10 protein-coding genes are annotated in these 10870 nt (G+C 74.0%); 2 read left to right on the top strand and 8 right to left on the bottom strand.

The genetic code is table 11. The features are described 5' to 3' along the window. Nucleotides 1–414 precede the first annotated feature (414 nt). Entirely contained in the window at nt 415–1377 is a 963-nt protein-coding gene (locus ACZ6CZ_RS35460; protein ID WP_469029725.1) for a GlxA family transcriptional regulator, read from the bottom strand. 93 nt (nt 1378–1470) lie between these two features. Between ACZ6CZ_RS35460 and ACZ6CZ_RS35455 the strand changes: the two genes are divergently transcribed. Continuing rightward, a complete protein-coding gene (locus ACZ6CZ_RS35455) occupies nt 1471–2055 on the top strand; it encodes a cysteine hydrolase family protein (RefSeq protein WP_469029727.1) in 585 nt (194 codons plus the stop codon). A gap of 20 nt (nt 2056–2075) precedes the next feature. On the opposite strand, the gene proC is transcribed toward ACZ6CZ_RS35455, so the two are convergent. The 6 genes from proC to ACZ6CZ_RS35425 all read right to left on the bottom strand — a co-directional run bounded on the left by proC (nt 2076) and on the right by ACZ6CZ_RS35425 (nt 6448). Then, nucleotides 2076–2888 (bottom strand): pyrroline-5-carboxylate reductase, encoded by an 813-nt coding sequence (proC, locus tag ACZ6CZ_RS35450; RefSeq protein WP_469029722.1) that lies wholly within the window; start codon nt 2886–2888, stop codon nt 2076–2078. 103 nt (nt 2889–2991) lie between these two features. Continuing rightward, the gene (locus ACZ6CZ_RS35445) at nt 2992–3735 is read right to left on the bottom strand and encodes an ABC transporter permease (protein ID WP_469029719.1); all 744 of its coding nucleotides are present in this window, start codon (nt 3733–3735) and stop codon (nt 2992–2994) included. Continuing rightward, nucleotides 3732–4583: an ABC transporter ATP-binding protein gene (locus ACZ6CZ_RS35440; protein ID WP_469029717.1), complete on the bottom strand. Its 852-nt coding sequence runs from the start codon at nt 4581–4583 to the stop codon at nt 3732–3734. Before ACZ6CZ_RS35440 ends, ACZ6CZ_RS35445 begins: the two co-directional genes overlap by 4 nt. Before the next feature lie 64 nt (nt 4584–4647). Next, a complete protein-coding gene (locus tag ACZ6CZ_RS35435; protein ID WP_469029714.1) occupies nt 4648–5424 on the bottom strand; it encodes a class I SAM-dependent methyltransferase in 777 nt (258 codons plus the stop codon). 105 nt (nt 5425–5529) lie between these two features. Beyond that, complete coding sequence (locus ACZ6CZ_RS35430) at nt 5530–6048, bottom strand: EamA/RhaT family transporter (RefSeq protein WP_469029712.1); 519 nt, start codon at nt 6046–6048, stop codon at nt 5530–5532. 49 nt (nt 6049–6097) lie between these two features. Then, entirely contained in the window at nt 6098–6448 is a 351-nt protein-coding gene (locus ACZ6CZ_RS35425) for an SH3 domain-containing protein (protein ID WP_469029709.1), read from the bottom strand. 203 nt (nt 6449–6651) lie between these two features. Between ACZ6CZ_RS35425 and ACZ6CZ_RS35420 the strand changes: the two genes are divergently transcribed. Continuing rightward, nucleotides 6652–8877, top strand: a complete 2226-nt coding sequence (locus ACZ6CZ_RS35420; RefSeq protein WP_469029706.1) for a serine/threonine-protein kinase — start codon at nt 6652–6654, stop codon at nt 8875–8877. 90 nt (nt 8878–8967) lie between these two features. Here ACZ6CZ_RS35420 and ilvD read toward each other — a convergent pair whose 3' ends face one another. After that, nucleotides 8968–10821 (bottom strand): dihydroxy-acid dehydratase, encoded by a 1854-nt coding sequence (gene ilvD / locus ACZ6CZ_RS35415; RefSeq protein WP_469029704.1) that lies wholly within the window; start codon nt 10819–10821, stop codon nt 8968–8970. Between the last annotated feature and the right edge of the window lie 49 nt (nt 10822–10870).

Genomic DNA, 10870 nt, shown 5'->3' with positions numbered 1-10870 from the left:
CGACTCTATCAGATCTTTTCTCGACCCGATTTCCTCGGCGCTTTCCAGGTTTCCGCTCTCGCGTTTCCCTTTCCGGCGGTTCCGACTCTATCAGACCCTTTCGGCGTCCGATTCCCGGTCGGCGGGTTGTCTTCCCGGCTGTTGGGCCGTTCCGACGAGTGAGACTTTAGCGGAATCCCGGCGCCCGAGCTAATCGGGGCCGCGTCCTTTCGAACGCCGATTCCTCATTTCACGAATACGCGCGCCAAAGCACATGACGACGGATCGTCGAGTGTGGGTTCGTACTGCGGAATGGCTGTCCGGGGACCGACCGGGGTCGGCGCTCACGTCGGACAACTCGGAGAACAGTACGGAGACGGCCGGGGCGTGTCAACTCGCCTGCTGACGGCGCCGGCCCGTGCCGAACGCACGGCGTCAGCCCGTGCCGAACGCCGCCCGGTAGGCGCGGGGACTGGTGGCGAGGCGGGACGCGAAGTGCTGACGCATGGTGACCTCGCTGCCGAACCCGGCCCGGCGGGCCACCTCGGGCATGGGCAGGTCGGTGCGTTCCAGGAGCCGCTGCGCGGCGGCGACGCGCTGCTCGAGGAGCCAGCGCAGCGGCGTCGTGCCGGTGGCCGCGGTGAAGTGGCGGGCGAAGGACCGGGGGGACATGCCCGCGTGGGCGGCGAGCCCGGCGACGGTGAGCGGTTCGTGCAGCCGGCGCAGGGCGTGCTCGCGGACGGCGGCCAGGGTGTCGGCGTCGCGGTCGGCGCGCGGGGTGGGGTGCTCGATGAACTGGGCCTGGCTGCCGGTGCGGAAGGGCGCGGTGACCATCGAGCGGGCGATGGTGGCCGCGGCCTCGGCGCCGTGCGAGCGGCGGACCAGGTGGAGGCAGAGGTCGATCCCGGCGGCGGTGCCCGCGGCGGTCCAGACGTTGCCGTCCTCGATGAAGAGGGCGTCGGGGACGACGGTGACGCGGGGGTGACGGGTGCGCAGGAGGCCGACGAGGTTCCAGTGGGTGATGGCGCGGCGGCCGTCGAGGAGGCCGGCCTGCGCGAGGGTGAAGGCGCCGCCGCACAGTGCGGCGAGGGTGGTGCCCCGGGCGTGGGCGCGGCGCAGGGCGTCCAGGACGGCGGGCGGTGCGGGGGCGAGGTCGTCGAGGCCGGGGACCAGAACCAGGTCGGCACGGTCGAGCCAGGTGAGGGCGCGGTCGGGGAGCAGGGACAGGCCGCCGCGCATCGGGACGGGCGTGGTGGGGTCGGCGGCGGCGCGGCGCAGCCGGAAGGCGGGGGCTCCGCGGTCGGTGCGGTCGGTGCCCCAGACCTCGGTGATGACGGAGACGTCGAAGGCGCGGATGCCGGGGAAGGCGACGAGGGCCACGCGGTAGGGGGCTGCCACGGTTGGCAGTAAACCATCGATCGCTGGCTTCTGCCGTTCTGGGGCGGGCACGGTCGCGGCGGCAGGATCGATGGCATGGACAACGCGACGGGCATCGCCCTGGCAGGGAACGCGGCACTCGTGGTCATCGACGTGCAGCGGGGTTTCGAGGAAGCCGGCTTCTGGGGGCCGCGCAACAACCCGGAGGCGGACGACAACATCGCCGCCCTGATCGACGTGTGGCAGGAGACGGGACGGCCGGTCGTGTTCGTGCGGCACGACTCAGTGAACGCGGCGTCGCCGCTGCGCGCGGGGTACCCCGGCAACGAGCTGAAGGAGTACGTGGCCCGGCGGCGCGGGCGGGGCGCGGGGGCCGAGCTGCTGGTGACGAAGACGGTGAACTCGGCGTTCCTCGGCGCACCGGACCTGGGCGCCTGGCTGACGGGGCAGGGCGTCGGGCAGCTGGTGCTGGCCGGCATCCAGACGAACATGTGCGTGGAGACGACGGCCCGGATGGGCGGCAACCTCGGCTACGACGTGCTGGTCGCCTACGACGCCACGCACACCTTCGACCTGATCGGGCCGTTCGGCTGGCGGCGCACCGCGGAGGAACTGGCCCAGGCGTCGGCGGTGTCCCTGCACGGGGGCGGCTTCGCGCGGGTGGTGACCACGAAGGACGTCGTGGCCGCGGCGGGCTGAGCCGCCCCCGTGGGCAGGGGTCAGCCGCTGGTGCCGGAGGCGAGTTCGCGGCTGCGGTCGCGGGCCGCTTCCAGGGCGGCGATCAGGGCGGCGCGTACGCCGTGGTTCTCCAGTTCGCGGATGGCGTTGATGGTGGTGCCGGCCGGGGAGGTGACGTTCTCCCGGAGCTTGACGGGGTGCTGGCCGCTGTCGCGGAGCATCACGGCGGCGCCGATCGCGGACTGCACGATGAGGTCGTGGGCCTTGTCGCGCGGCAGGCCGAGCAGGATGCCGGCGTCGGTCATGGCCTCGACCAGGTAGAAGAAGTAGGCGGGGCCGGAGCCGGAGAGGGCGGTGCAGGCGTCCTGCTGGGCCTCGGGGACGCGCAGGGTCTTGCCGACGGCGCCGAAGATCTCCTCGGCGGTGGCCAGGTGCGCGGCGGTGGCGTGGCTGCCGGGCGAGATGACGGACATGGCCTCGTCGACGAGCGCGGGGGTGTTCGTCATGACGCGGACGACGGGGGTGCCGGCGGCGAGGCGCTCCTCGAAGAAGGCGGTGGGGATGCCGGCCGCCCCGCTGATGACCAGGCGGTCGGCGGGGACGTGCGGGGCGAGTTCGTCGAGGAGGGTGCCCATGTCCTGCGGCTTGACCGTGAGGATCAGGGTGTCGGCGGCCTTGGCGGCCTCGGTGTTGGTGACCGCGGTGACGCCGTGGCGGGCGCGGAGTTCTTCGGCCCGCTCGGGGCGGCGGGCGGTGACCAGGAGGTCGGCGGGGGCCCAGCCGGCCCGGATCATTCCGCTGAGCAGGGCTTCGCCGATCTTCCCGGTGCCGAGGACTGCGACTTTCTGGGTCATGGGATGCATCCTCGCACCGGTGGCGAGGGTGGCGGCGGAGCTGTCCGGCAGCCGGAACGGCGTCACTCAGGGGGGCCCGCCCGGTCTTCACCCGGAGGTCGGCTCAGGGAGTCCGCCGCCGTAGCGTGGCCGCTCCCAGGACCAGGACGAGCAGCGCGCATCCGGCGACGACGAGGACGTCGCGGACGAAGGTCGCCGTCGTGTCCGTGTGCCGCAGGACCTCGTTCATGCCGTCGACGGCGTACGACATGGGCAGGACGTCGGAGACGGCCTCCAGGACCGGCTGCATGGTGGAGCGCGGGGCGAAGAGGCCGCAGAGCAGGAGCTGCGGGAAGATCACGGCGGGCATGAACTGGACCGCCTGGAACTCGGACGCCGCGAAGGCCGACACGAACAGGCCGAGGGCCGTGCCGAGCAGGGCGTCGAGCAGCGCGACCAGGAGCAGCAGCCAGGGTGAGCCGGTGACGTCGAGGCCGAGCAGCCACACCGCGAGGCCGGTGGCGAGCGCCGACTGGACGACGGCCAGGGCGCCGAAGGCGAGGGCGTAGCCGGCGATCAGGTCGGCCTTGCCCAGCGGCATGGCGAGCAGGCGTTCGAGGGTGCCCGAGGTGCGCTCGCGCAGGGTGGCGATGGACGTGACCAGGAACATCGTGATCAGCGGGAAGATGCCGAGCAGCGAGGCGCCGATGGTGTCGAAGGTGTGCGGGCTGCCGTCGAAGACGTAGCGCAGCAGGACCAGCATCAGGCAGGGGATCACGAGCAGCAGCGCGATGGTGCGCGGGTCGTGCCGCAGCTGGCGCAGGACGCGGGCGGCCGTGGCGGTGGTGCGGGCGGTCGAGGCGCTCATCGGGCTGTCTCCTTGGTGCGGCCGGCCGCAGCCGCTTCGTCCACCAGGTGCAGGAAGGCCGCTTCGACGGTGGGTTCGCCGGTACGGGCGCGCAGGGAGTCCGGGGTGTCGTCGGCGAGGACGCGGCCCTCGCGCAGGAGCAGCAGGTGGTGGCAGCGCTCGGCCTCGTCCATGACGTGGGAGGAGACGAGGAGGGTGGTGCCGCGGGTGGCGGCGATGTCGTGGAAGAGGTCCCACAGGTCGCGGCGCAGGACGGGGTCCAGGCCGACCGTGGGCTCGTCCAGGACGAGGAGTTCGGGGGTGCCGAGCAGGGCGACGGCGAGGGAGGCGCGGTTGCGCTGGCCGCCGGAGAGGGCGCCGGCGACGGCGTCGGCGTGGCTGGTGAGGTCGACGTCGGCGATGGCCCGGGTGACGTCCTCGCGGCGGCGCCCGGCGGCGGCGCGGCCCGGGTCGAGGATCGCGGCGAAGTACTCCAGGTTCTGGCGGACGGTCAGGTCGTCGTAGACGGAGGCGGCCTGGGTGACGTACCCGATGCGGCTGCGCAGGCGGGCGTCACCGGCGGGGCGGCCGAGGACGTCCAGGGTGCCGGTGACCTTGTCCTGGGTGCCGACGATCGCCCGCATCAGGGTCGACTTGCCGCATCCGGAGGGGCCGAGCAGGCCGGTGATCCGGCCCCGCGGGACGGTGAGGTCCACGCCGTGCAGGACGGTGCGCGTGCCGCGGACGACGGTGAGGCCGGCGGCGTGTACGGCCGCGGACGCCTGGTGGCCGGAGGGGCGGGGTGCGGATGCCTGGTGCGGCGGGACCGGCTCGGGCGGCTCGTGCGCGCCCCGGTGTTTATTCATCATGTGCGGAATAATCCTCCGGGGGCGGGGACGCGTCAAGGGGCTGCGGTGCGGGCCGCCCGGCCGGTCAGGGGGTGCGGGCGACGAGGAGGCTGACGTCGTAGGTCTCCTCGACGATGCCGTCCGGGAAGACCCGCAGCAGGTGGGAGCGCTCTGCGTCGAGGAAGGCCGTCCGGCGCTCCTCCCCGGCGACCAGGAGCACCGAGTGGCTGCCGAGGTTGGCGAGATGGGTGTCCACCGGGACGCGGCGGCTCCAGCGGACCGTACGGCCGGCGAAGCGCAGGCGGCCGGAGGGGTCGCCGACGCCGGTGCGCCGCGCGGCCTTCCCCTTCTCGGCGGCGGCGTCCACGGCGAAGAAGCGGTCGGCGCGGGCGGAGGCCTCGGCGATCCAGCCGACGTCCAGGGCGTCGACGTTCCACCACAGCGCCAGCGCCCCGCCGGGACGCAGCACCCGCAGCGCCTCCGGCACGGAACGGGCGGGGTCGGTCCAGTGCCAGGCCTGGGCGTAGGTGAGGACGTCGGCGCAGCCGGTGGCGAGCGGGAGGGCGTCGCCGCTGCCCCGGACGACGGGCACGTCCGGCAGGGCGCGGCGGAACTCGGCGGCCATACCCGCACCTGGTTCGACGGCGAGCACGTCGGCGCCGCGGGCCCGCAGCAAGGTGGTGGCGATGCCGGTGCCGGCGCCGACGTCCACGACCCGGGCGCCGGTGAGGGGCCGGCCGGCGAGTTCCTCGACCGCGTCGAAGAGGGCGGGCGGGTAGGAGGGGCGGTTGGCGGCGTACTGGGCCGCGGCGGCGTCGAAGGAGCGGGCCCGGGCCTCGGCGGAGGGGCGAGTGGTCGTCATGCGGCCATGGTGCTCGCCGGGCGACGGCCGGGGACAGCGGGTTACGGCCGGGGGCGACGGGCTGCGGCTCAGCCCCTCCGACCCCCGCGGCGCCCGCTCGCTCCGCTACCCGCGGCGCTTCTTCCTCGACGGGTTGCCGGTGCGGCGGGTGGAGCGGCGTTCGTACTCCTCGCGGGCCCGCTCGTACTCCTGGCGGTGCAGCTTCTCCCCCGGGGCCTCGGTGAGGGAGCGGAAGAAGTAGGCGCACAGGGAGCCGACGAAGCCGATGGCGAGCAGGCCGCGCAGGTGGGCCTGGCGGTCGGGATCGGGGCGCTTGCCGAAGTTGTCCCAGGTGGTGCGGAAGGCGAGCGCGCTGCAGATCGCGAACATGGCGATGACCAGCACGGTCACGAAGGCGCCGGTGTCCGCGATCCGCAGGCCCTCGTAGGCGAAGCGCAGGATGAGGCAAGCGGCGACGGCCGCGGCGAGGGAGCCGGCGGCCACGCCGACGCGGCGGCCCGTGTACCCGTGGTCGCGGTCCACCCAGGACGTGCCGAAGAACCGCAGGGGTTCCGGGCGGGGTCCGCCGGGGGCGGCGCCCGGGGTGGCCGCGGGAGGGTTCTGGGGGCCTGGTTCGTCGCTCACGGGACCCATTGTCGCGGCCGCGCGGGCGGGTGCGCCCCGGGGGCTTCGCTCAGGAGCAGCGGGAGGCGACGTAGCCGTCGCTGCCCGTGTGCACGTAGGCGTCGGACACGTACTCGCCGTTGTCGATGTTGTCCCAGATCTTCGACGTGCCGTACGGGCCCGTCACCGTGGTGCCCGGCGTCTGGCAGAAGATCGGGACGCGGGTGCCCTCGGGCAGCACGCGGACGACGTCGTAGGAGGTGCCGGGGCCGTTGCGGACGTTGAGCCGGACGCCCGGGGCGACCGCGTACGTCCGGATGGCCGTCTCGGACAGCAGAGCCGCCGGCTCCCCGCCGCGCGCGGCCCCTTCCCCTTCTTCCGCTTCCACCTGGCCGGCAGACAGCACACCGTCGACAGACATGACAGACCTCCCCCGTTCGACCCCATGACTGCCATGGGGTCCCGTTCATTCCCCTGGATCACGCCACGAAACACGCGGAATCGCGCCACTGGACACCCGTGCGTGATTCGCACGCGGACACTAGCAAGCCGCCTCTGTCCCGCACGCGTCATCGACTAGGCTCCGTGCGTCGCGCGCGCGGACGGAGAGCACGGGGGTGGTCCATGGCGCCACAGCGCAGCACCGATGCGGGCCCGGAAGCGGAACTTCCCGAGTACGCCGGTCACTACCGTCTGGAGTCCTGTCTGGGCTCGGGCGGCATGGGGGTGGTGCACCTCGCCCGCAGCACCTCGGGACTGACGCTGGCGGTCAAGGTCGTACACGCCGAGTTCGCCAGGGACGCCGAGTTCAGGGGGCGTTTCCGGCAGGAGGTGGCGGCCGCCCGCCGGGTGAGCGGCGCCTTCACCGCGCCCGTGGTGGACGCCGACCCGGACGCGGCGCGGCCCTGGATGGCCACGCTGTTCATTCCCGGGCCCACGCTGTCCGAAGAGGTGAAGCGGAACGGGCCGATGGAACCTGCCCAGTTGCGGCGGCTGATGGCCGGGCTCGCCGAGGCGCTGCGCGACATCCACCGGGTCGGCGTCGTGCACCGGGACCTGAAGCCGAGCAACGTGCTGCTCGCTGAGGACGGCCCGAGGGTCATCGACTTCGGCATCTCCCGGCCGACGGACAGCGAACTGCGCACCGAGACCGGCAAGTTGATCGGCACCCCGCCGTTCATGGCACCCGAGCAGTTCCGCCGGCCGCGGGAGGTCGGGCCCGCCGCCGACGTCTTCGCGCTGGGGTCCGTGATGGTGCACGCGGCGACCGGGCGGGGACCGTTCGACTCCGACAGCCCGTACGTCGTCGCGTACCAGGTCGTGCACGACGAGCCGGACCTCACCGGGGTGCCGGACGGCCTCGCGCCGCTGGTACTGCGCTGCCTGGCCAAGGAGCCGGAGGACCGGCCCTCCCCGGACGAGCTGATGCGGGAACTGCGCTCGGTGGCGGCCTCCTACGACACGCAGGCGTTCATACCGGTGCAGCGGACGGGCGCGGGCGACACGGCCCGGCGTGAGCCGGGTGCGGCCCAAGGCGGGTCACCAGGGCCCCGGGACGCGTCCTCCTGGCCGTCCGGGGCGGCGGGCGGCCCGGGCGACTCCTGGGACTCCTCGGCGGTGGCTGACCCGGGGACCGGGTCCGGCGGGTCCGGGCCGGTGCGCGCGGTCCGGCGCCGGCCCCGCGCGCGGGTGGTCCTCGCGGCCGGGGCGCTGGCGCTGGCCGCCGCCGGGGTGTTCGCCTCGGTGGCGTGGCCGGGGCACGGCGACGGCCGGGAACCGGGCGGGGTCCGTACCCGCGACACCGCCGCCGGGTTCGACGCGTGGCAGGCGAAGCCGGCCGGCCCGGGCTCCGGGACCCCTCGGTGCGTCCAGGGGGCGGGGCGGCTGCTGTGCGTGCGCGCGGGGACGGCCTTCGCCCTCGACGCGGCGGACGGCCGCCTGCTGTGGCGCCGCACGGTCGGCGGCGCCCGCGGCGGCGGTGCCACGCCCGCCCTGTCGGGCGGGCTGCTGCGCCTGCCGGCGGGCGACGGTGACCGGGTCGAGGCACTGGACGCCGCCTCGGGCGCGGTCCGCCGGTCGTGGCGGCCACCGGCGCACCGGGGCGCGGTCCTCGTCGGCGGCACGCTGGTGGTCACCGGCGCCGACGGGTCGCTCACCGGCCTGGACAGCGCGTCGGGCCGTACCGAGTGGAGCCGGCCACCGGACGGTACGAGCACCCCGTTCGTGACCTCGTTCGCCGGCGACCCGGCGGTGTACGCCACCACGACCGGTCGGGACGGGACGCGGACGCGGGTCACCGCCCTGGACCCGGCCACCGGCGCCGAACGGTGGCGGGCCCGGTTCGAGGGGTCGCTGAAGCCGGTCGGCGGCCAGGACGGCGCGCTGTTCCTGCTGTCCGCCGACGCCGGCACCGGGCAGACCACGGCCGTGGTGCGCTACGACCCCGCCGCGCGGACCACGCGCCGGGTGGCGCTGTCCGTCCCGCGGCTGGCCCCACAGGCCACCGCCCACGGCGACGTCGTCTACCTGCTGGCCGCGGGCGGCGCGCTGGAGGCCGTCGACCTGGCGGCCGGCGAACGGCTGTGGAGTCTCGAGACGGCCGTGAGCCGCGGCTCGGCGCCGGTCACCGACGGCGACCACGTGTACGTCAGCGCGCCGGACGGGCGGCTGCTCGCCGTCGACGCCCGGCACGGGGACCTGCTGGGGCAGACCCCGCCCCGGCTGGGACCCGACGCGGACGAGGTCACCGCCGTGCTGCCGCCGCCGCTGCTCTCCCACGGCCGCGTCTACGCCACCGCGCCGGACGGCACCGTCTTCGCCGTGGCCGGAGCCGATCCGTCTGCCTGGTGACAGCGATGAGGCCGGACGGCGTCCGAGACGCCGGAAGGGGCCGCCACCCGTGACGGGTGGCGGCCCCTTCCGGCGTTCGAGCGGCCTGCGTCAGCCCAGCTTGCTGACGTCGCGCACCGCGCCCCGGTCCGCGCTGGTGGCCATCGCGGCGTAGGCGCGCAGGGCCGCCGAGACCTTGCGCTCGCGGTTCTTCGGGGCGTACACGCCGCCGAGGGCCTGCTCGCGGCGGGACAGCTCCTCGTCGTCGACGAGGAGTTCGATCGTGCGGCCCGGGATGTCGATGCGGATGCGGTCGCCGTCCTGGACCAGCGCGATCGTGCCGCCGGAGGCCGCCTCGGGGGAGGCGTGGCCGATGGAGAGACCGGAGGTGCCCCCGGAGAAGCGGCCGTCGGTGATCAGCGCGCAGGACTTCCCGAGCCCCCGGCCCTTCAGGTACGAGGTCGGGTACAGCATCTCCTGCATGCCAGGGCCGCCCTTGGGGCCCTCGTAGCGGATGACGACGACGTCGCCCTCCTTGACCTCCTGGGTGAGGATCCGCTGGACGGCCTCCTCCTGGGACTCGCAGACCACCGCGGGGCCCTCGAAGGTCCAGATGGACTCGTCGACGCCTGCCGTCTTCACCACGCAGCCGTCGACGGCCAGGTTGCCCTTGAGGACCGCGAGGCCGCCGTCCTTGGAGTAGGCGTGCTCGGCGCTGCGGATGCAGCCGCCGGCGGCGTCGTCGTCCAGCGAGTCCCAGCGCTCGGACTGGGAGAACGCCTCGGCGGAGCGGACGCAGCCGGGCGCCGCGTGCCACAGCTCGACGGCCTCGGGGGACGGGGAGCCGCCGCGGACGTCCCAGGTCTTCAGCCAGTCCGACAGCGAGGGGCTGTGCACCGCGTGCACGTCCTCGTTGAGCAGGCCCGCGCGGTGCAGCTCGCCCAGGAGGGCGGGGATGCCGCCGGCGCGGTGCACGTCCTCCATGTAGTACGTGCGGTCCTTCGCGACGTTCGGGGCGACCTTGGCGAGGCAGGGGACGCGGCGGGAGACGGCGTCGATCTGCTCCAGGCCGAACGGCACGCCCGCCTCCTCGGCCGCCGCCAGCAGGTGCAGGATCGTGTTGGTGGAGCCGCCCATCGCGATGTCCAGGGCCATGGCGTTCTCGAAGGCCGCGAAGGTGGCGACGTTGCGCGGCAGGACCGTGTCGTCGTCCTGCTCGTAGTAGCGGCGGGTGATGTCCATGACCGTGCGGGCCGCGTCGACGTACAGCCGCTTGCGCGCGGTGTGGGTGGCCAGGACCGAGCCGTTGCCGGGCAGCGAGAGGCCGATGGCCTCGGTCAGGCAGTTCATCGAGTTGGCGGTGAACATGCCGGAACAGGAGCCGCAGGTCGGACAGGCGTTCTCCTCGATGCGGAGGATGTCCTCGTCCGAGATCTTGTCGTTCACCGCGTCGGAGATCGCGTCGACCAGGTCGAGCGTGCGCACGGTGCCGTCGACGAGCGTGGCGCGGCCGGACTCCATCGGGCCGCCGGAGACGAAGACCGTCGGGATGTTCAGGCGCAGGGCGGCCATCAGCATGCCCGGGGTGATCTTGTCGCAGTTGGAGATGCAGACCAGGGCGTCGGCGCAGTGGGCCTCGACCATGTACTCGACCGAGTCCGCGATGAGGTCGCGGGAGGGCAGGGAGTACAGCATGCCGCCGTGGCCCATCGCGATGCCGTCGTCCACGGCGATGGTGTTGAACTCGCGCGGGATGCCGCCGGCCTCGGTGATGGCCTCGCTGACGATCCGGCCGACCGGCTGGAGGTGGGTGTGGCCCGGCACGAACTCCGTGAAGGAGTTGGCGACGGCGATGATCGGCTTCCGGCCGATGTCCGCACCGGGTACACCGGAGGCGCGCATAAGGGCGCGGGCGCCCGCCATGTTGCGGCCGTGGGTGACTGTGCGGGACCTCAGCTCGGGCATCGTCGCTCGCTCCTTCAGAGACTGCGATCAGGAAGACGCGGTCAGAGAC

It is taken from the genome of Streptomyces sp. NPDC041135, assembly GCF_055592085.1.
This window is presented reverse-complemented; position numbering and strand designations above follow the sequence as displayed.

Excerpts from the sequence above, each read along its gene's own strand:
- ACZ6CZ_RS35420 (WP_469029706.1), top strand. The coding sequence starts at position 6,652 with ATGGCGCCACAGCGCAGCACCGATGCGGGCCCGGAAGCGGAACTTCCC.
- ilvD (WP_469029704.1), bottom strand. The coding sequence starts at position 10,821 with ATGCCCGAGCTGAGGTCCCGCACAGTCACCCACGGCCGCAACATGGCG.
- ACZ6CZ_RS35425 (WP_469029709.1), bottom strand. The coding sequence starts at position 6,448 with ATGTCTGTCGACGGTGTGCTGTCTGCCGGCCAGGTGGAAGCGGAAGAA.
- proC (WP_469029722.1), bottom strand. The coding sequence starts at position 2,888 with ATGACCCAGAAAGTCGCAGTCCTCGGCACCGGGAAGATCGGCGAAGCC.
- ACZ6CZ_RS35440 (WP_469029717.1), bottom strand. The coding sequence starts at position 4,583 with ATGATGAATAAACACCGGGGCGCGCACGAGCCGCCCGAGCCGGTCCCG.
- ACZ6CZ_RS35445 (WP_469029719.1), bottom strand. The coding sequence starts at position 3,735 with ATGAGCGCCTCGACCGCCCGCACCACCGCCACGGCCGCCCGCGTCCTG.
- ACZ6CZ_RS35435 (WP_469029714.1), bottom strand. The coding sequence starts at position 5,424 with ATGACGACCACTCGCCCCTCCGCCGAGGCCCGGGCCCGCTCCTTCGAC.